General features: G+C 52.8%; 21 protein-coding genes and 1 other annotated feature. Of the genes, 7 read left to right on the plus strand and 14 right to left on the minus strand.

Annotation, left to right across the window (positions count from 1 at the left end):
• Positions 1-105 precede the first annotated feature (105 nt).
• The 7 genes from aroH (at position 106) to OGV85_RS08840 (ending at position 7,228) form a co-directional block, all read left to right on the plus strand.
• Entirely contained in the window at positions 106-1,152 is a 1,047-nt protein-coding gene (gene aroH, locus OGV85_RS08810; RefSeq protein ID WP_003030555.1) for a 3-deoxy-7-phosphoheptulonate synthase AroH, read from the plus strand.
• Between the two features lie 169 nt (positions 1,153-1,321).
• Positions 1,322-1,510 (plus strand): hemin uptake protein HemP, encoded by a 189-nt coding sequence (gene hemP / locus OGV85_RS08815; RefSeq protein WP_003030556.1) that lies wholly within the window; start codon positions 1,322-1,324, stop codon positions 1,508-1,510.
• A gap of 74 nt (positions 1,511-1,584) precedes the next feature.
• Positions 1,585-3,567, plus strand: coding sequence for a TonB-dependent hemoglobin/transferrin/lactoferrin family receptor (locus OGV85_RS08820; RefSeq protein ID WP_061548468.1), 1,983 nt, complete (start codon positions 1,585-1,587; stop codon positions 3,565-3,567).
• A gap of 47 nt (positions 3,568-3,614) precedes the next feature.
• Positions 3,615-4,646 (plus strand): hematinate-forming heme oxygenase ChuS, encoded by a 1,032-nt coding sequence (gene chuS, locus OGV85_RS08825; protein ID WP_048233606.1) that lies wholly within the window; start codon positions 3,615-3,617, stop codon positions 4,644-4,646.
• Positions 4,643-5,464, plus strand: coding sequence for a heme/hemin ABC transporter substrate-binding protein (locus OGV85_RS08830; protein ID WP_003843463.1), 822 nt, complete (start codon positions 4,643-4,645; stop codon positions 5,462-5,464). Before chuS ends, OGV85_RS08830 begins: the two co-directional genes overlap by 4 nt.
• Positions 5,464-6,456, plus strand: a complete 993-nt coding sequence (locus OGV85_RS08835; protein WP_061548470.1) for a FecCD family ABC transporter permease — start codon at positions 5,464-5,466, stop codon at positions 6,454-6,456. The genes OGV85_RS08830 and OGV85_RS08835 overlap by 1 nt, the downstream gene beginning before the upstream one ends.
• Complete coding sequence (locus OGV85_RS08840; protein ID WP_181522532.1) at positions 6,449-7,228, plus strand: heme ABC transporter ATP-binding protein; 780 nt, start codon at positions 6,449-6,451, stop codon at positions 7,226-7,228. Before OGV85_RS08835 ends, OGV85_RS08840 begins: the two co-directional genes overlap by 8 nt.
• Here the strand turns inward: OGV85_RS08840 and selO are convergent.
• The 14 genes from selO to thrS all read right to left on the minus strand — a co-directional run bounded on the left by selO (position 7,225) and on the right by thrS (position 20,036).
• A complete protein-coding gene (gene selO, locus OGV85_RS08845; RefSeq protein ID WP_061548472.1) occupies positions 7,225-8,667 on the minus strand; it encodes a protein adenylyltransferase SelO in 1,443 nt (480 codons plus the stop codon). The genes OGV85_RS08840 and selO overlap by 4 nt on opposite strands.
• 61 nt (positions 8,668-8,728) lie before the next feature.
• The gene (locus OGV85_RS08850; RefSeq protein WP_003836643.1) at positions 8,729-9,442 is read right to left on the minus strand and encodes an EAL domain-containing protein; all 714 of its coding nucleotides are present in this window, start codon (positions 9,440-9,442) and stop codon (positions 8,729-8,731) included.
• Positions 9,443-9,758: 316 nt separating this feature from the next.
• On the minus strand, positions 9,759-10,223 hold the full coding sequence (locus OGV85_RS08855; protein WP_003836644.1) for an NlpC/P60 family protein: 465 nt from the start codon (positions 10,221-10,223) through the stop codon (positions 9,759-9,761).
• 77 nt (positions 10,224-10,300) lie between these two features.
• Positions 10,301-11,050 carry a vitamin B12 ABC transporter ATP-binding protein BtuD gene (btuD, locus tag OGV85_RS08860; RefSeq protein ID WP_057064685.1) on the minus strand — a complete coding sequence of 250 codons (750 nt, stop codon included), beginning with the start codon at positions 11,048-11,050 and terminating at the stop codon, positions 10,301-10,303.
• Positions 11,050-11,601 carry a glutathione peroxidase gene (locus tag OGV85_RS08865; RefSeq protein ID WP_003030569.1) on the minus strand — a complete coding sequence of 184 codons (552 nt, stop codon included), beginning with the start codon at positions 11,599-11,601 and terminating at the stop codon, positions 11,050-11,052. The genes btuD and OGV85_RS08865 overlap by 1 nt, the downstream gene beginning before the upstream one ends.
• Before the next feature lie 60 nt (positions 11,602-11,661).
• A complete protein-coding gene (gene btuC, locus OGV85_RS08870) occupies positions 11,662-12,642 on the minus strand; it encodes a vitamin B12 ABC transporter permease BtuC (RefSeq protein ID WP_049003453.1) in 981 nt (326 codons plus the stop codon).
• A gap of 153 nt (positions 12,643-12,795) precedes the next feature.
• Positions 12,796-13,095: an integration host factor subunit alpha gene (gene ihfA, locus OGV85_RS08875; protein WP_003030571.1), complete on the minus strand. Its 300-nt coding sequence runs from the start codon at positions 13,093-13,095 to the stop codon at positions 12,796-12,798.
• Positions 13,096-13,099: 4 nt separating this feature from the next.
• Positions 13,100-15,487 (minus strand): phenylalanine--tRNA ligase subunit beta, encoded by a 2,388-nt coding sequence (pheT, locus tag OGV85_RS08880; RefSeq protein WP_003030574.1) that lies wholly within the window; start codon positions 15,485-15,487, stop codon positions 13,100-13,102.
• A gap of 15 nt (positions 15,488-15,502) precedes the next feature.
• On the minus strand, positions 15,503-16,486 hold the full coding sequence (gene pheS, locus OGV85_RS08885; protein ID WP_003832580.1) for a phenylalanine--tRNA ligase subunit alpha: 984 nt from the start codon (positions 16,484-16,486) through the stop codon (positions 15,503-15,505).
• A gap of 124 nt (positions 16,487-16,610) precedes the next feature.
• Positions 16,611-16,735 (minus strand) — a sequence feature (Phe leader region).
• Positions 16,686-16,730, minus strand: a complete 45-nt coding sequence (gene pheM / locus OGV85_RS08890) for a pheST operon leader peptide PheM (protein WP_001386830.1) — start codon at positions 16,728-16,730, stop codon at positions 16,686-16,688. It overlaps the preceding feature by 45 nt.
• A 120-nt stretch (positions 16,736-16,855) precedes the next feature.
• Positions 16,856-17,212 (minus strand): 50S ribosomal protein L20, encoded by a 357-nt coding sequence (gene rplT / locus OGV85_RS08895; RefSeq protein WP_003030578.1) that lies wholly within the window; start codon positions 17,210-17,212, stop codon positions 16,856-16,858.
• Positions 17,213-17,267: 55 nt separating this feature from the next.
• Entirely contained in the window at positions 17,268-17,465 is a 198-nt protein-coding gene (gene rpmI / locus OGV85_RS08900) for a 50S ribosomal protein L35 (protein ID WP_003030583.1), read from the minus strand.
• A gap of 96 nt (positions 17,466-17,561) precedes the next feature.
• Positions 17,562-18,104 carry a translation initiation factor IF-3 gene (gene infC / locus OGV85_RS08905; protein WP_048997935.1) on the minus strand — a complete coding sequence of 181 codons (543 nt, stop codon included), beginning with the start codon at positions 18,102-18,104 and terminating at the stop codon, positions 17,562-17,564.
• Between the two features lie 3 nt (positions 18,105-18,107).
• The gene (gene thrS / locus OGV85_RS08910) at positions 18,108-20,036 is read right to left on the minus strand and encodes a threonine--tRNA ligase (RefSeq protein ID WP_003832572.1); all 1,929 of its coding nucleotides are present in this window, start codon (positions 20,034-20,036) and stop codon (positions 18,108-18,110) included.
• Positions 20,037-20,251 lie beyond the last annotated feature (215 nt).

Below are 20,251 nucleotides of genomic sequence, written 5' to 3' on the forward strand. Positions count from 1 at the left end.
TTTTTTGTTATTATGCTCGCCACCAGGCAGGATGAGTGTGATATTGTGATGTACATCACTTCCCGGTAGTCCTGCCGTTGAAGCAACAAATTTCTGAGACAAGTAATGAACAGAACCGATGAACTCCGTACTGCGCGTATTGACAACCTGGTCACTCCAGCAGAGCTTGCGCAACGGCATCCTGTTTCATCCTCCGTCGCCCGTCATGTTACGGACTCCCGACGTCGGATAGAAAAAATTTTAAATGGTGAAGACCCCCGTTTACTGGTGATCGTAGGTCCCTGCTCGATTCACGATCTTGATGCCGCGATGGAATACGCGACACGATTACAGGCGCTGCGCACAAAGCACCAGGCGCGTCTGGAAATCGTGATGCGTACCTATTTTGAAAAGCCACGCACCGTCGTGGGCTGGAAAGGCCTGATTTCCGACCCGGATTTGAACGGCAGTTATCGTGTAAACCACGGTATTGAACTGGCGCGAAAACTGCTGTTGCAGGTCAACGAACTGGGCGTCCCCACGGCGACTGAATTCCTCGACATGGTGACCGGCCAGTTTATTGCCGATTTAATCAGTTGGGGAGCTATTGGCGCGCGCACCACCGAAAGTCAGATCCATCGTGAAATGGCCTCCGCGCTCTCCTGCCCGGTCGGTTTTAAGAACGGAACGGATGGCAACACGCGCATCGCCGTCGATGCGATTCGCGCCTCCCGCGCCAGTCACATGTTCCTCTCGCCGGATAAAACCGGTCAGATGACCATTTATCAGACCAGCGGTAACCCTTACGGGCATATCATCATGCGTGGCGGTAAAAAGCCGAATTATTATGCTGAAGATATTGCCGCCGCCTGCGATACCCTGCACGAATTTTCCCTGCCTGAGCATCTGGTGGTCGATTTTAGCCACGGCAATTGCCAGAAGCAGCATCGTCGTCAGTTGGACGTTTGTGATGATGTGTGCCAGCAAATTCGTAACGGTTCAACGGCAATTGCCGGGATCATGGCGGAGAGTTTCCTCCGTGAAGGTACTCAAAAAATCGTTAGCGGCCAGCCGTTGGTTTACGGTCAGTCTATTACCGACCCGTGCCTGAACTGGGAAGATACTGAACTGTTGGTTGAAAAACTCGCCTCTGCGGTTGATAGCCGTTTTTAATGCTGTTCACCGGGCAATATCACTTTGCCCGGTGCTAATCCTTTGTTTTTCCCCAATTGTTGTGCAAAAAACGTTCTCGTCACAATTATTTCACAAAAACGCTTGCCGCAAATTTGCAGTTTGATGATAATGATTATCATTGTTACATTGATTGTTATTTTTAAACACTATGTCACGTATGGATAACACAACGGCTACGCCTACAAAAGACACAACACCGCCTTCCGTCGCGCCAAACGAGCGACGAATTGACAGTAAAACCCTGCTGGGTAACGAAGGACGCGTGATCATAGAACATGATGGTCAGCACTACCTGCTGCGCCAGACGCAAGCCGGAAAACTCATTCTGACTAAATAAACAACACATTTCGCCAGCCACCCAGGTCATACCCAGGCAGCCAGCGCTTTTCGATTTCCTAATGGAGAGTTGCTATGCCTTACCTGCACACCGCTTCCCTGCGCCCATCGCTGTTGGCGCTGGCGATTGTCAGTAACCTGCCCGCCGTAGCCTATGCGGCGGTCGAAGATATGACCGTTACCGCCACCGGCAATGCCCGTAGTGCCTTTGAAGCGCCGATGATGGTCAGCGTGATTGATGCCACCGCCCCGGAAAACCAGACCGCCAGTTCGGCAGCAGATCTGTTGCGGACGGTTCCGGGTCTAACCCTCGATGGAACGGGTCGTACCAATGGCCAGGACGTGAATCTGCGCGGCTACGATCGACGTGGCGTTCTGGTACTGGTTGACGGCGTTCGTCAGGGAACTGACACCGGACACCTGAACAGCACCTTCCTCGACCCGGCGCTTATCAAACGTATCGAAGTCGTGCGTGGCCCTTCCGCACTACTGTACGGTAGCGGCGCGCTGGGCGGCGTGATCGCCTATGACACTGCGGATGCCAAAGATCTGCTGGAAGCCGGACAAAACAGCGGTTACCGCGTGTTCGGTACCGCGGCAACCGGCGATCACAGCCTCGGTATGGGCGCCAGCGCATTTGGGCGCACCGATACGCTGGACGGACTGCTTGCATGGTCGAGTCGCGATCGCGGTGATTTGCGCCAGAGCGACGGTACTACAGCGCCAAACGATGAAGCGATCAACAATATGCTGGCGAAAGGTAGCTGGAAAATTGACAGCGCCCAGACGTTGGCCGGCTCGCTGCGTTACTACAACAATGACGCCCGGGAACCTAAAAACCCGCAGACCAGTGCGGCGGATGCCAGCAACCCGATGACCAACCGTTCAACGATCCAGCGTGATGCGCAACTGACCTACTCGCTTGCTCCTGCAGACAATGACTGGCTGAACGCGGATGCCCGTATCTACTGGTCAGAAGTGCGCATTAATGCTCAGAACGCAGATAACACTGGCGAATTTCGCAAGCAAACCACCAAAGGCGGGAAGATCGACAACCGCAGCCGCCTGTTTACCGACTCTTTTGCATCTCACCTGTTGACCTACGGCGGTGAATACTATCGCCAGGAACAACAACCGGGTGGTTCAACCACCGGTTTCCCGGAGGCAAAGATCGATTTCAGCTCCGGCTGGCTACAGGATGAAATCACCCTGCGTGACCTGCCGGTTACGCTGCTGGGCGGTACCCGTTATGACTCTTATCGCGGCAGCAGCGACGGCTATGAAGATGTTGATGCTGACAAATGGTCGTCCCGCGCCGGACTCACCGTTACGCCAGCCGACTGGCTGATGCTGTTCGGTTCATACGCTCAGGCCTTCCGTGCGCCAACCATGGGCGAGATGTATAACGATGCGAAACACTTCTCGATTGGTCGTTTCTACACTAACTACTGGGTGCCAAACCCTAACCTGCGCCCGGAAACCAACGAAACACAGGAATACGGATTTGGCCTGCGCTTTGACGATCTGCTGATGGCGAGCGATGCGCTCGAATTTAAAGCCAGCTATTTCGACACCAAAGCAAAAGATTACATCTCCACCAGCGTCGACTTCGCCGCTGCGACAACCATGTCCTATAACGTTCCCAATGCCAAAATCTGGGGTTGGGACGTGATGGCGAAATATACCGCCGACCTGTTCAGCCTCGACATGGCCTATAACCGCACACGCGGCAAAGATACTGACACAGGTGAATACATTTCCAGCATTAATCCGGACACCGTCACCAGCAAACTGAATGTGCCGGTTGCGCACAGCGGTTTCTCCGTAGGCTGGATCGGGACATTTGCTGACCGTTCAACGCATATCAGCAGCACCTACGCTAAACAGCCTGGCTATGCGGTAAACGATTTTTACGTGAGCTATCAGGGCCAACAAGCACTGAAAGGCATGACCACCACGCTGGTACTGGGCAACGCCTTTGACAAAGAGTACTGGTCGCCGCAAGGCATTCCGCAGGATGGTCGTAATGGCAAAATTTTCGTGAGTTATCAGTGGTAATCACTTTTCCCCGGTTCGCCGGGGCCGCAATCTGGAAGGAAGAGACAATGAATCATTACACACGCTGGCTGGAACTGAAGAAAGAAAATCCCGGAAAATACGCACGTGACATTGCAGGATTGATGAATATTAGCGAAGCCGAACTGACCTTTGCGCGCGTCGGCCATGACGCCTGGCGCTTACGTGGCGAAGTCCGCGAAATCCTCGGCGCACTGGAAGCGGTTGGTGAAACCAAATGCATTTGCCGCAACGAATATGCGGTGCATGAACAGGTTGGCGCTTTTACCAATCAGCACCTGAACGGCCATGCCGGGCTGGTTCTTAATCCGCGTGCACTCGACCTGCGTCTGTTCTTAAATCAGTGGGCAAGCGCTTTTCATATCAGTGAGACCACCGCCCACGGCGAGCGTCAGAGCATTCAATTCTTTGACCATCAGGGAGACGCACTGCTGAAGGTCTATACCACACAAAATACCCTCGTTGAGGAATGGGCGGCATTGCTGACCCGTTTCATCTTTGCAGAAAACCCGCCGCTGGTGCTGCAACCCGTCAACAATTCTGTGCCTGCCGCCGTCACTGTCGACGCACAGACTGTTGATCAAGAGTGGCGAGCCATGACCGATGTCCATCAGTTCTTCGGTCTGCTGAAACGCCACGATCTCACCCGTCAACAGGCGTTTAATCTGGTTGGCGACGATCTGGCCTGTAAGGTTTCTAATAGCGCACTGGCGCAATTACTCGACACCGCGCGTCAGGATGGCAACGAAATTATGGTTTTTGTGGGTAATCGCGGCTGTGTACAGATATTTACCGGCGTGATTGAAAAACTGGTACCGATGAAAGGCTGGCTGAACATCTTCAACCCAACCTTTACCCTGCATCTACTGGAAGAGAGCGTGGCAGAAACGTGGGTGACGCGTAAACCGACCGCCGATGGTCACGTCACCAGTCTGGAGCTGTTTGCTGCCGACGGCACGCAAATCGCCCAGCTGTATGGTCAACGTACGGAAGGCGAGCCGGAGCAGACGCAATGGCGCGCACAGATTGACGCACTGACGCCGAAAGGACTGGCCGCATGAAAAAACTGCTGGCCCTGATCGCGCTGCTGCCCTTCGCGGCGCTGGCTGCGCCCGAGGAACGGGTTGTTGCGCTCGGTGGCGATGTCACCGAGATTGTCTACGCACTGGGAGCACAACCCTCCCTTGTAGCGAGAGACAGCACCAGCCAGTGGCCTGTTGCGGCAACCGCGTTACCTGATGTTGGTTATTTGCGCCAGCTCAACGCCGAAGGGATCCTGGCTACCCGCCCTACGCTGGTCCTTGCCAGCGCGCAGGCACAGCCCTCTTTAGCGCTAAAACAGCTTGAGCAGAGCAACGTCAGGGTTGTCACGATCCCAGCAAGCAACGATCTTAACGCGATTGATGAAAAAGTTCGGGTTATCGCTGAGGCTACTCATCGGGAGGCCGACGGCGAAACGCTGCGCGCAACGTTACGTCAGGAACTGGCGACGCTCCCGTCGTCTGAACTTAATAAACGTGTGCTGTTTATTCTCAATCATGGCGGGATGACCGCGATGGCGGCGGGCCAGCAAACCGGAGCCGATGCGGCGATTCGTGCCGCAGGTCTACGCAACGCGATGCAGGGCGTTAATCGCTATCAGCCGCTGTCACAAGAAGGCGTCATTGCCAGCCAGCCCGATCTGGTGGTGATTTCGCAGGACGGCGTTAAGGCGATGGGTGGCGAAGATAACCTGTGGGCGCTACCGGGACTTGCGCAAACACCTGCCGGAAGGAATAAACAGGTATTGCAGGTTGACGATATGGCGCTGTTGGGCTTCAGCGTTCGCACGCCACAGGCTATTTTGCAGCTTCGTGCTAAAGCGGAGCAATTGCCCTGATGTCCCGGCGGATCACCTGTTCGTTGTGGATGTTGGCATTGATGCTGATTGCAATGACGGTTCTGGCTACCGGTTTTGGCGCGTTGCGCCTGCCAGTAAGTCTGCTCTGGCGTGATGGCGATGAGGCACTGCGTCAAATCTGGCTCACGATTCGTCTTCCCCGCGTCCTGCTGGCACTGGTGATTGGCGGCTCTCTGGCGCTCGCTGGCTGCGTGATGCAGGGGCTGTTTCGCAATCCGCTTGCAGACCCTGGATTACTGGGAATAAGCAGCGGCGCTGCCTGCGCTGTGGCCCTGTGGGTGGTGCTGCCTGTCTCTTTGCCCGTGCTGATGATGTTGTATGCTCCAATGCTGGCCGCTTTTTTCGGCGCGCTGGCGGCAACCGTAGTGATTTTTATCCTCAGCCAACAGCGCGACGGTTCGCTCTCCCGCCTGCTGCTGGTCGGCATTGCCATCAACGCGCTCTGCGGGGCGGCGGTTGGCGTACTGTCGTGGGTCAGTAATGATGCGCAACTGCGCCAGCTGTCGCTATGGGGAATGGGAAGTCTGGGGGCCGCACAGTGGTCCACGCTGTTGGCTGTCACTTCACTGACAATCCCGACAGTGCTGATCATCTGGCGACTTGCTCCGGCGCTGAATCTTCTGCAACTGGGTGAGGAAGAGGCGCATTATCTCGGCGTTGATGTACGTACAATCCAGCGTATTTTGCTGCTTTGTAGCGCATTACTGGTTGCCTCAGCCGTGGCGGTAAGCGGGGTGATTGGCTTTATCGGGTTGGTAATCCCACATTTAATACGTATGTGGCTCGGCTCAGACCATCGGGCCGTTATTCCGGGCTCCGTGCTGGCGGGCGCGTTTTTATTGCTGATTGCCGACACCCTGGCTCGTACGGCGGTTGCGCCTGCGGAGATGCCGGTCGGTCTGTTGACCAGTCTTCTCGGTGCACCGTGGTTTTTATGGCTTATTTTTCGTCAGCGAGGAGCGCATGGCTGAACATTTCATCGCTGAAGGGCTTCACTATCACGTAGCTGGCAGAGCGGTGATTGACGACGTATCGCTCGCCCTTACAAAAGGTGAACTGGTTGCACTCATCGGCCCAAACGGTGCGGGGAAATCCACCCTGCTGCGCCTGCTGACCGGTTTTCTCAAACCAGCAACCGGGCGCTGCGTGCTGGCAGACAAACCGCTGCATGAATGGTCTACCCAGACCCTGTCGCGGCATCGGGCAGTGATGCGCCAGCAAACACTGTTGGGATTCGACTGGCCGGTAGAGGCCGTCATCGCGATGGGCCGCGCGCCGTGGACCCAACAGCAGGAGCCCCGGCTTATCGCTCAGGTGATGGAAATGACCGGATGCACACCGTTGGCGGGTCGGCAATACGCCGCGCTTTCCGGCGGTGAGCAACAGCGAGTACAGTTGGCCCGTGCGCTGGCACAACTATGGTGCGACGGTACTCCTCGCGGTTGGTTATTCCTTGATGAACCGACCTCCGCGCTGGATCTTTACCACCAGCAGCATCTGTTGCGCATGCTAAAAACGCTTACCTCTTCGGGAGAGCTGCATGTGTGCATTGTGCTTCACGATCTGAACCTCGCCGCACTGTGGGCAGACAGAATAGTGCTGCTGCACAACGGCAGGCTGGTATCGCAGGGAACACCGGAAACTGTGTTACAGGCCGATGACCTGAAGCGCTGGTACGGTGCTCAGGTACACGTTGGCCAGCATCCGGCCAACGCCTCCCCGCAGGTATTTCTGGCCCCTTAGCTTGAACAACTCACTTCCAGCCGTTTTCCCCAGTCAGGTGGACGGCTGACATAGTCATCATCACGATCGGCAAACGGGGTACGCAACGCCTGGTGCAACCGATGCAGCTCGGCGTAATCCCCCTGCTCTGCCTGACTAATCGCCCGTTGCGCCAGCCAGTTACGTAATACCATCGCCGGGTTAGCCGCCTTCATCTGTGTTTGTCTGGCAGCATCGGCAATATTGTCTTGCTGAAGGCGTGAGCGATACCGCGTGAACCAGTCGTCAAACGCTGCGCGGTCGATAAACTCATCGCGCAACGGAGATTGCGCACTGTGTTGTTCCGTTTGGCTGAGCATGCGAAACGTTCGCGTATAGTCGCTTCTTTCCCGCGACATCAGACTAAACAGCTCGCTAAGCAGTTCGTTATCGTCTTTCTGCTCGCTAAAGAAGCCGAGCTTTTGCCGCATCCGCTGACCGTAGCGAGTTAACAGCGCCAGTTGGTAACTGTCCAGCGCATCATTGAGCGCCTCGACCGGGATAAACGGCGACAGGGTTTGCGCCAGACGTTGCAGGTTCCACAACGCGGCGGCCGGTTGATTATCGAAACTGTATCGCCCCTGGTTGTCAGAGTGGTTGCAGATATAATCGGGCACGTAATCATCAAGAAAACCGAATGGACCGTAATCCATCGTCAGACCCAGAATCGACATGTTGTCCGTGTTCATAACACCATGCGCAAATCCTACCGCCTGCCAGTCAGCGATTAACGTCGCAGTACGCGTGACAACATCGTTAAACCACAGCTGATATTTATCGGCGTCTTCCTGCCATTGCGGCCAGTAATGGCGAATCGCAAAGTCAGCCAACTGGCGCACTTTTTCCGGCTCCCGGCGATAGTAAAAATGCTCAAAATGGCCAAACCGCATATGGCTTTGCGTCACGCGGATAAGCATCGCCCCCGCTTCGACCGTTTCGCGATACACCGGCGTGTCGCTGGTGACAATCGACAATGCCCGCGTGGTCGGTATTCCCAGGTAGTGCATCGCTTCACTGGCCAGGCTTTCGCGAATGGTCGAGCGCAGCACGGCGCGCCCATCACCCATGCGGGAATACGGCGTGAGTCCGGCGCCTTTCAGGTGCCAGTCAAACGTTGAACCATCCGCAAGCTGTTGTTCGCCCAGCAGGATCCCACGTCCGTCGCCAAGCTGACCAGCCCAGACGCCGAACTGATGCCCACTATAAACCTGGGCTAAAGGCGACATTCCGGGAAGCAGCGATTCGCCTCCCCAAACGCCCGCACCAGTTGGAATATCAAATAGCGCCGCAGGAATAGCTAATTGCTCCGCCAGCGCATCGTTATGCCAGATAAGGCGCGCATTTTTCAAAGGGGTGGGTGAAAGCGCGGTATAAGTTGCTGGTAGTTCATCACGCCAGCGAGTGGTAAAAGACAGGGTCATAGGGCCTCCTGCCTCTAGTGTAGACTGTTAATAGCTTGTTAAACACCAGCAAATAAAAGGGTTATATCTTAGCAAGCGAAATTATCTGCGCAGGAGGCACTGCAGGCCACAATCCTCCCTGCATGGCACTGAACCCCACAGGCAAAACGCGCTCCAGCATCTCTTGTGTATCAATTCCGCTAATGATTATTGACTCACAACTGGGAGATAGTTGCGCCAGAATAGCCCGCATAAACGGTTCAAACGAAATATGTGCAATCCTTTGTTGAACAAAGTTTTTATCCAGAACGACGCGTTTGAACAGGCCGTCAAAAATTGCCCGGGTTGATATACCGCCAGCACCATAGTTTGTCAGGACTAATGGAAATCGCGCAGCAAGTGCGGCCAATGTTGGATTATCTTTGCCTTTGTTTAACTCCGGATAGCTTTCATTAATAGTCAGCTCCAGAAATGAAAATCGTTCAACTTGTGAAGCAAGTTCAGTATCTGATAATAAAGTATTAGCAATTGCTGGCGTTAAATTAATCCAGGCAAATACTTTTCGCTGAATAAAAAAATGTTGGCACGTTTCGATTAATTCTAGTTTTTCTACAAATAAACGACATTGTTCGTCGTCTGACATCCGAGGTAGGACCAGCTCGGTGGGTATACGCACATCCCCATGTGCACTGGCGAAATTGGTGATGATGTCGACGAATTCAAGATCGCCTTTTTCGCTTCTCGCAGGAAGAAAAGAGAACTCAGAATGGTAAAGATTATCCAGTGAAACAATCATCGTGCCAGCCCCGCTGCATGGGTGTTATCCGGCATCCTGTAGCAAAGGATGAAGAAATACGTTACTGCTGATGCAAGTAGAGGCCCTTTCATTTTTCCCTTTTTAGCCGGTAAATCGAATCCTTTTTTTTAGCTTATCCTGATTATAAGCGAATATCCAGCTTTGCACTTTTTAATATCTCGGAATAAATCATATTTTTAGCAAGATACGCTCTTAATGTTCATGGGTATTGTCTAACCCAAAGCAGAAATAAAAGTTAACTTTCAAACGGTGATGTCGAGGCTGCCACTCGATGGCAGCCTCGGAGTTGTGGGGATTAAATACGTCGCGCCTGCCAAAAGTTTTTACGCCAGTAAACGTTATCCAGAGACGAGCGCATCACTCCACGGCTGGTTGAAGCATGAATAAATTGATTATTGGTATCGTAAATACCGACATGCAGACCGCTTTCCCCAGACCCGGTTTTAAAGAAAACCAGATCGCCGGGCAGCAAATCGTCTTTATCAATTTCGGTACCAATCTTTGATTGCGTACGCGTATCGCGTGGGAGTTGCAGATCGAATTTATCGCGCATCGTCATCAAAACAAATCCAGAACAATCCACCCCGCTACGACTCATACCACCATAACGATAGGGTGTGCCATGCCAGGTTTGTAGCTGATCATTAAGACCGGCGATAACGGCGATTGAATCCGACAAGCGGGCATTTGGCGCAGGCGCACGATGGCTGCTGCAGCCCGCCAAAAACAATGCTGTGATTAAAAGGAGCCAAAAGCGCATTCAGTACGAATCCTCTGAATTTTATTTTTATACCAATTTAGCGTGGAAATTATATGATTTTCAAGAACCCATTTAACTTAAGTGGTTGATATGAGCATTCTGTGCCCTTCAATATCCAAACGTCGGAAGTTGACGCCATAGGCCGCAGACAGATTAGCCGGCGTCAGTACCGCATCTCGAGAACCACTGGCAAGCAGTTTCCCGCGTTTGAGTAGCCAGGCTTTATGCGCATGGCGTAAGGTGTGATTAAGGTCGTGACTGCTCATCACAATCGCTATGCCCTGCAAACACAGCTGACTCAACAATCGATCCAGTGCGTTTTGTTGCGCGACGTCCAGACTGTTCATCGGCTCATCCAGGAGTAAAAGCTGACCTAATGGATTCGCTTGTGGGCAAATCTGCAGGATAACCGCAGCCAGGCGCACACGCTGCCACTCACCGCCGGAGAGTTGGTTCACGCCGCGCCCCAGTTTATCTCCCAGGCCGAGCGCATCGGCGACCTCCTGTAACAGATCGGTACGTGCTTTGTCGGGTTGATGCAGCGTCAGAAAATGCCAGACCGGCATCGCAAACGGGGGATTTTGCTGTTGCGCAAGATAGGCACGATATTGCGCCAGCCTGGCAGCCGGCCATTCCTCCAACGGCATATCACCAAAAGTGATGCTGCCCTCTCCGCTCGTCAGACCCGCCATACGCGCCAACAGCGTACTTTTTCCGGCACCGTTTGGTCCCACTAAATGCAGGATCTCTCCTGCTTTTATCTCACCAGAAAGCGGGCCAAGACGGGTCGATTCCGCGACGTCCTGTAGCTGCATCAATCGAGACATTAGTTTGCCAGCGCCTGCTTGATGGTTTGCACCAGAATGGGATCCTCAGGCGTCATATCCGGTGAGAATCGTTGCAGCACTTTTCCATCGCGCCCCACTAAAAACTTCTCGAAATTCCACAGAATATCGTCCGGGTAGAGCGGCGCACGACCTTTGCTCGCCATTCGCTCATAGAACCCACTGTCCGCAGGTGCAACGGCCGTTGGCGCGGCATCAATCAGCTTCTGATACAGCGGATGGCGTCCCTCGCCGTTGACGTCAATTTTGCTGAACATCGGGAAAGTTACGCCCCAGGTGGTACTGCAGTACGTTTTTATTTCCTCTTCGCTGCCCGGCTCCTGGCCCAGAAACTGATTGCAAGGGAAACCAAGAACGCTGAAGCCCTGTTGGTGCCAGGTTTTCTGCAGATTCTCCAGTTGCTCGTACTGCGGCGTCAGTCCACATTTTGAAGCAACGTTGACGATTAACAGCACATTTCCGGAATACGGCTGCAGTGAGGTAACCTCGCCGTCGATGGTCGTCACTTCTGTATCGAGGATAGTGTTTTGCATAGCATCTCCAGAACAACAGGTGGATTTTCAGTTTTTAATCATAGACCGAACCAACGCGTTCTAGCGCGCGGCTTTTAACAATAGCCAGATAAATACCGGTGCGCCCATGGTGGCCGTCACCACGCCGATAGGTAACTCAGCCGAGGCCAGCACCAGACGCGCGACAACATCAGCAAACAGTAATGCGATTGCGCCAGCCAACGCACAACCTGGCAATAAAACACGGTGATCGGTGAGGCCGCACAGTCGCAAAATATGCGGGATCACAAGCCCAATAAAACCAATCGCCCCTGCCAGAGCCACGCTCACGCCGACCATCCAGCCCGTGGCGACCACCAGCAGGTTGCGCCAGAACCATAGGGGCAGCCCCAGCTGACGAGCAGACGTCTCTCCTAATGCCAGCATATTCATCGGCTGCGACTGACAGCAGATCCACACCAGTACCGGAATCAACGCTATCATGAGCCAGGCCTGATGCCAGTCTACGCCACCGAAGCCCCCCATCATCCAGTACATCAGCTGTCGTAAGTCAAATGAGGTGGAGAAGTAGATGGCCCATGTCATCAGCGCGCTACAGATAATCCCCAGCGCCACCCCTGCCAGCAGCAGACGGCTGGTAGACAAATGGCGGCGGGCGAAACGTAGCAGTATGAGCGTGATAATCAGCGCCCCGGCAATGGCGCAAAGGCCCAATGCCCAGCCGGGAAGTTGCCCCTGCCCCAGCAGCACCGCCGCGATGAGCCCGACTCCCGCACCGTTAGACACGCCTAATAATCCCGGCTCGGCGAGCGGATTTTCAAAGAGAGCTTGCATCACTGCGCCTGATAAGGCCAACGCAGCGCCTACCAGCAAAACGGCAAGGGTACGGGGAAGTCGGATTTGCCAGACGAACAGATCGCCGCGGGCGCTGAACCAGTCGCCGGGAGCGATCCATTGTTCTCCTGCGCACAAGCTTAGAATCGTTGCCAGTAGCATAAGTACTGACAGTGACAGTATCCAGCGCACATTTCGACGCTGCTGTTGATGGGCGAAAGTCAGCATGTTTTCCATTCTGCTGAAAAGAGATGAAGGTGATTCTACGGTGCTGATTCGGTAGTGAAAAGGAAAAAGGCCGCAGAGCGGCCTTTTTAGTTATATATCATGGTTTGCGCTGCCGCTTTGATGGCAGAGCAAGTGACTTAACGGATCGTTAAATCACTCTTCTTTGGGCGTTGCGTTTTCGACCCGGCTTTTTAACTTCTGTCCGGGTCTGAAGGTCACCACGCGCCGTGCTGTAATGGGAATATCTTCGCCCGTTTTCGGGTTACGGCCCGGACGTTGATTCTTATCACGCAGATCGAAGTTACCAAAACCAGAGAGTTTTACCTGCTCACCATTTTCCAGAGCACGACGGATCTCTTCGAAAAACAGCTCGACCAGTTCTTTGGCATCCCGCTTGCTAAGCCCAAGCTTATCAAACAGATATTCTGACATTTCAGCTTTTGTAAGCGCCATAGGTTCAATCCCTCAATGATGCCTGGAATCGCTCTTTTAATGCCTCTACACATTTGGCGACGGTAGCGGCAATCTCCTCTTCTTCAAGTGTACGGCTGGTATCCTGAAGGATCAGGCTGATAGCGAGGCTCTTATAACCCTCCGCAACACCCTTACCGCGGTACACGTCAAATAAGTTTACGCCAACTACCTGATTTACGCCAACTTTCTTACACTCGGATAAAATATCCGCAGCGGGAACGTTTTCGGCCACAACAACCGCGATGTCGCGACGGTTCGCCGGGAAGCGAGAAACTTCACGCGCCTGAGGCACCACGCGGTCTGCGAGCTTATTCCACTCCAGTTCAAACACCAGAGTGCGACCGTTCAGATCCAGTTTACGTTCCAGTTCAGGATGAACAACCCCAATGAAACCAATACGTTCACCTTTCAGATAAATCGCCGCAGACTGACCCGGATGCAGTGCTGGATTCGCTTCAGCTTTGAACTGAATGTCTGCCAGTTTGCCGGTCAGGTCGAGAACCGCTTCCAGATCGCCTTTCAGATCATAGAAATCAACGGTCTCTTTTGCCAGATTCCAGTGTTCATCATGACGGTTACCGCAGATCACGCCCGCCAGCATCAGATCCTGACGGATCCCGAGATTGGCCTGTGTATCCGGTACGAAACGTAAACCCGTTTCAAAAATACGTACGCGGTTCTGCTGACGGTTCTGGTTATACACTACCGTAGACAGCAAGCCGGTCCACAGGGACAAACGCATAGCCGACATATCAATAGAGATTGGGCTTGGCAACAGCAGTGCTTCTTCACCCGGGTGCAGCAGCGACTGGACTTTCGGATCGACGAAGCTGTAGGTAATTACTTCCTGGTAGCCTTTGTCATTCAGCATGGTTTTTACACGTTTCAGCGACAAATCCGCTTCACGATGCGTACCCATGATAAGACCCGCCTGAATCGGCGTGTTCGGGATATTGTCATAACCGTATACGCGGGCGACTTCTTCGACCAGGTCTTCTTCAATTTCCATATCGAAACGCCAGCTCGGCGCGACCGCTTTCCACTCATCCTGCCCTTCCGTCACGTCACAACCCAGACGACGCAGAATGTCGCTCACCTGCTCATCCGCAATATGGTGTCCGATCAGACGATCCAGTTTGCTACGACGAAGCGTAATGGTTGCGCGTTTTGGCAGCGTGTCTTCGTTCGTCACGTCAATGACTGGACCCGCTTCGCCGCCGCAGATATCGATCAGCAGGCGCGTTGCACGTTCCATGGCCTTATGTTGCAGAGCCGGATCGACACCACGCTCATAGCGGTGAGAAGCATCGGTGTGCAGACCGTGACGACGTGCGCGACCGGTAATAGACAGCGGGCTGAAGAATGCACATTCCAGCAGGACGTTTTGCGTTTCATCATTCACGCCGGAATGTTCGCCACCAAAGATGCCGCCCATCGCCAGCGCTTTGTTATGGTCCGCAATCACCAGCGTATCCGCATTCAGCTTCGCTTCGCTGCCATCCAGCAATACCAGGGTCTCACCCTCTTTTGCCATACGGACAACAATTCCGCCTTCAATGCGGTCTTTGTCGAATGCGTGCATCGGCTGGCCCAGTTCGAGCAGCACATAGTTAGTCACGTCAACCACGGCATCGATTGAACGAATACCGCAACGACGCAGTTTTTCTTTCATCCACAGCGGGGTCGGCGCTTTAACATTGATGCCTTTAACCACGCGGCCCAGATAGCGTGGACAGGCTTCCACGGCTTCAACCTGAATCGGCAGGACGTCGCTAATGGTTGCCGCTACAGGCGCGATTTCCGGCTCAACCAGCGGAGCTTTGTTCAGCACAGCAACATCACGTGCGACACCGATAATGCCTAAGCAGTCGGCGCGGTTCGGCGTGACGCTGATTTCGATAGTGTTGTCGTCAAGCTTAAGGTATTCACGGATATCGGTGCCAATTGGCGCATCGGCCGGCAGTTCGATAATACCGTTATGATCGTCGGAAATCCCCAGCTCAGAGAATGAGCACAGCATACCTTCAGACGGCTCACCGCGCAGTTTCGCGGCTTTGATTTTGAAATCGCCCGGCAGAACGGCACCAACGGTTGCCACAGCCACTTTCAACCCCTGACGGCAGTTTGGCGCACCGCAGACGATATCCAGCAGACGGTCGCCGCCTACATTCACTTTGGTGACACGCAGTTTGTCAGCGTTCGGGTGCTGGCCACATTCAACCACTTCACCCACCACAACGCCGTTGAACGCGCCGGAAACAGGTTCCACACCGTCAACTTCCAGACCCGCCATCGTGATTTGGTTTGACAGAGCATCACTGTCAATCGCCGGGTTTACCCATTCGCGTAACCACAGTTCACTGAATTTCATTGTTTTATCCTGCCTTTATTTAAACTGTTTGAGGAAACGCAGATCGTTTTCGAAGAAAGAACGCAGATCGGTAACACCGTAACGCAGCATGGTCAGACGCTCCATCCCCATACCAAATGCAAAGCCCGAGTAGATTTCCGGATCGATGCCAACATTACGCAGCACGTTCGGGTGAACCATCCCGCAACCCAGCACTTCCAGCCACTTACCGTTTTTGCCCATCACGTCTACTTCCGCAGAAGGTTCAGTGAACGGGAAGTAGGAAGGACGGAAACGAACCTGCAGGTCTTCTTCAAAGAAGTTGCGCAGGAAATCGTGCAGCGTGCCTTTCAGGTTGGTGAAGTTGATGTTGGTATCAACAATCAGCCCTTCCATCTGATGGAACATCGGGGTGTGAGTCTGATCGTAATCGTTACGATATACACGACCCGGGGCGATAATACGGATCGGCGGCTGTTTTTCCTTCATGGTGCGGATCTGCACGCCGGAAGTCTGCGTACGCAGCAAACGCGTCGCGTCAAACCAGAAAGTGTCGTGGTCAGCGCGCGCCGGATGATGGCCAGGAATGTTCAGCGCATCGAAGTTATGATAGTCATCTTCGATTTCCGGACCAGTCGCCACGGTAAAGCCCAGCTCACCAAAGAAACTTTCAATCCTGTCAATTGTACGCGTTACAGGATGCAGACCGCCGTTTTCGATACGACGCCCTGGCAGGGAGATATCGATAGTTTCTTCTGCCAGACGGGCATTCAGGGCAGCACTTTCTAATTCGGCCTTACGCGCGTTCAGCGCTTGCTGCACCTGCTCTTTGGCTTCGTTTATCACCGCACCTGCTGCCGGGCGCTCTTCTGGCGGCAGTTCGCGCAGGGTTGTCATCTGAAGGGTCAGGTGCCCTTTCTTGCCCAAATATTCGACGCGGACATTGTCTAACGCGGCAACATCTGAAGCCTGGTTAATGGCGGCCGTTGCACTGGCAACCAGCTCTGCGAGATGTGACATGGTTTTCCTCGTTATGTTGCGATATTCACTAGTCGCTCATATATACGCAAAATCATTCAAGTTGTATCAACGCAGCAAAAGAGCGAATGCAGCCAATACAGAGACAACTTGAAGGATGACGCGTATAAAAAAAGCCTCCACCAGGGAGGCTTTTAGGCGCTGTTTTCCGTTTCTTCTTTCACGCACAAGCCTCCTGATTTCAGGTGCTAAAGTAAAAGAAGAAGCGGAAAATAGCAGCATTCATGCTTGCGTTACCTTGTGTGGTAAAAACCGGACAACCTTTATTGAAAAGGCTTACGGATAAATTGTCAACTAATTGATTGTACTGCAAATAAAAGAGAGGGAGCCAGGCTCCCTCTTTTCACCGGCTTATGCCAGAGCTGCTTTCGCTTTTTCGACCAGAGCGGTGAACGCTACTTTGTCGAATACTGCGATGTCAGCCAGGATCTTACGGTCGATTTCAACAGAGGCTTTTTTCAGGCCGTTGATGAATTTGCTGTAAGAAATACCGTTCTGACGTGCTGCTGCGTTGATACGCGCAATCCACAGTTGACGGAACTGACGCTTTTTCTGACGACGGTCACGATAAGCGTACTGACCAGCTTTGATAACAGCCTGGAAGGCAACGCGGTATACGCGAGAACGCGCACCGTAGTAGCCTTTAGCTTGTTTCAAAATTTTCTTGTGACGTGCACGGGCAACTACACCACGTTTTACGCGAGCCATATGTGCTCTCCTGTATCTATATTCTTAGTAAAAAAATGAATTAAACGTTAACGACTTATGCGTACGGCAGGCACGCGATAACCAGACCCAGATCGCCTTTAGACACGAGGCCTTTTGGACGCAGGTGACGTTTACGCTTAGTAGATTTTTTGGTCAGAATATGACGCAGGTTTGCGTGCTTACGCTTAAATCCACCACCACCGGTTTTTTTGAAACGCTTAGCAGCACCGCGTACGGTCTTAATTTTTGGCATTTTAATAACTTCCACTTCGCATTGTTAATAAACGAAACGTAGGCGAACAACGGCTGTGGAACCCGTAGGCTCCACAGACATTGCTACTTGAAGGCCTTACTGTTTCTTCTTAGGAGCGAGCACCATGATCATCTGGCGGCCTTCGATCTTCGTAGGGAAGGATTCGACTACTGCCAGTTCACTCAGATCGTCACGGACACGGTTGAGCACTTCCATACCGATCTGTTGGTGGGCCATCTCACGACCGCGAAAACGCAGTGTGATCTTAGCCTTATCGCCATCTTCCAGAAAGCGTACCAGGCTGCGGAGTTTTACCTGGTAATCGCCATCGTCGGTGCCAGGACGGAATTTAATTTCCTTAACCTGGATAACTTTTTGCTTTTTCTTCTGTTCCTTAGAAGACTTACTCTTTTCATAAAGGAACTTGCCGTAGTCCATAATACGACAAACTGGCGGTTCGGCGTTAGGGCTGATTTCAACTAAATCTACTCCAGCTTCTTCAGCTTTTTCGATCGCTTCTCTCAGACTCACAATACCCAAAGCTTCGCCTTCCAGACCTGTTAAGCGAACTTCCAGGGCGCGAATCTCGCCATTGATACGATTCGGACGTGCCGTTTGAACTCGTTTTCCGCCTTTAATACCTTATTCCTCCAGTTGTTGAAGACTGCGGCTGCGAATCTCTTGTTGCAGCTTCTCAATCACTTCATTTACGTCCAGGCTGCCCAAGTCTTTGCCACGACGGGTGCGCACGGCAACTTTGCCTGCTTCTACCTCTTTGTCGCCACAGACCAACATGTAAGGGACACGACGTAAAGTGTGCTCGCGGATTTTAAAGCCAATCTTCTCATTTCTCAAGTCTGCTTTTACACGAATACCCGCATTTTGTAGTTTCTGCGTTAATTCGTTAACGTATTCAGACTGAGAATCGGTGATGTTCATGACCACAACCTGAACCGGCGCAAGCCAGGTCGGGAAGAAGCCAGCGAACTCTTCGGTCAGGATACCGATGAAACGTTCCATCGACCCAAGAATTGCACGGTGAATCATAACCGGCACCTGACGTTCGTTGTTTTCGCCAACGTAAGAGGCGCTTAAACGGGACGGCAGGGAGAAGTCCAGCTGTACAGTACCGCACTGCCATGCACGATCGAGGCAGTCATACAGGGTAAATTCAATTTTCGGACCGTAGAACGCGCCCTCACCCAGTTGGAACTCAAACGGGATGTTGTTTTCTTCCAGCGCAACGGCCAGGTCAGCTTCAGCACGGTCCCACATTTCATCGCTACCGATACGTTTTTCGGGGCGAGTGGACAGTTTGACGACGATTTTCTCGAAGCCAAAGGTGCTGTACATATCGTAGACCATACGAATGCACGCGTTAACTTCATCACGAATCTGCTCTTCAGTACAGAAGATATGCGCATCATCTTGAGTGAAGCCACGAACACGCATCAGGCCATGCAGCGCACCTGACGGTTCATTACGGTGGCAGCTACCAAACTCAGCCATACGCAGCGGCAGATCGCGATAGGATTTCAGACCCTGATTAAAGATCTGTACGTGACCCGGGCAGTTCATTGGCTTAATGCAGTATTCACGGTTCTCAGAAGAGGTGGTGAACATTGCATCTTTGTAGTTATCCCAGTGACCTGTTTTTTCCCACAGCACGCGGTCCATCATGAACGGACCTTTCACTTCCTGATACTGGTATTCTTTCAGTTTTGAGCGAACAAAGACTTCCAGTTCACGGAAGATAGTCCAGCCATCGTTGTGCCAGAACACCATACCCGGTGCTTCTTCCTGCATATGATACAGGTCAAGCTGCTTGCCGATTTTACGGTGGTCGCGTTTGGCCGCTTCTTCCAGACGTTGCAGATAGGCATTCAGGGCTTTTTTATCTGCCCATGCAGTACCATAAATACGCTGCAGCATCTTGTTATTGCTGTCGCCACGCCAGTATGCCCCAGCGGTCTTCATCAGTTTGAAATGATGGCAGAAACGCATGTTCGGCACGTGCGGGCCACGGCACATATCGACATATTCTTCATGATGGTACAAGCCAGGCTTGTCATCATGGGCGATGTTTTCATCAAGAATAGAGACTTTATAGGTCTCGCCACGCTTCACGAAGGTTTCACGCGCTTCGTACCAGCTGACTTTCTTCTTAATGACATCGTAGTTTTTCTCAGCGAGCTCGTGCATCCGCTTTTCGAGCGCGTCGACGTCTTCCTGGGTTAACGTACGGTCAAGATCGATATCGTAGTAAAAACCGTTATCAACAACCGGTCCGATCGCCATTTTGGTGTGCGGCCAGAGTTGTTTGATCGCGTGCCCTAACAGGTGCGCACAGGAGTGACGAATGATCTCCAGACCTTCTTCATCCTTCGCGGTGATGATGGAGAGCTTCGCATCATGCTCAATCAGATCGGAAGCATCTACCAGCTCACCGTCAACACGGCCAGCAATAGTGGCTTTCGCCAGACCAGGACCGATGTCCAGCGCAACATCCATGGGGCTTACAGCGTGGTCGTAATGGCGTTGGCTGCCATCAGGAAGAGTAATAACAGGCATGTTATATCCTTATTTGCAGTGGTGACCCACACGTAAGATCACATACAAAGATTCAATATTTAAAATTATCAAAAAGGTGTGGGCTGATTCCCGCTTCACTCTGCGAAATATGTCACTGATTGCTTCAATGGCTACACTGGACCTACACCCGCTTTTTGATAACACCGTTTCACAGTGTACACGGCATTTCGAGCCGATCAAAGCAACAATCAACG

Origin of the sequence: Citrobacter sp. Cf132 (assembly GCF_030333885.1) — a bacterium.
Classification (GTDB): Bacteria; Pseudomonadota; Gammaproteobacteria; order Enterobacterales; family Enterobacteriaceae; genus Citrobacter; species Citrobacter freundii.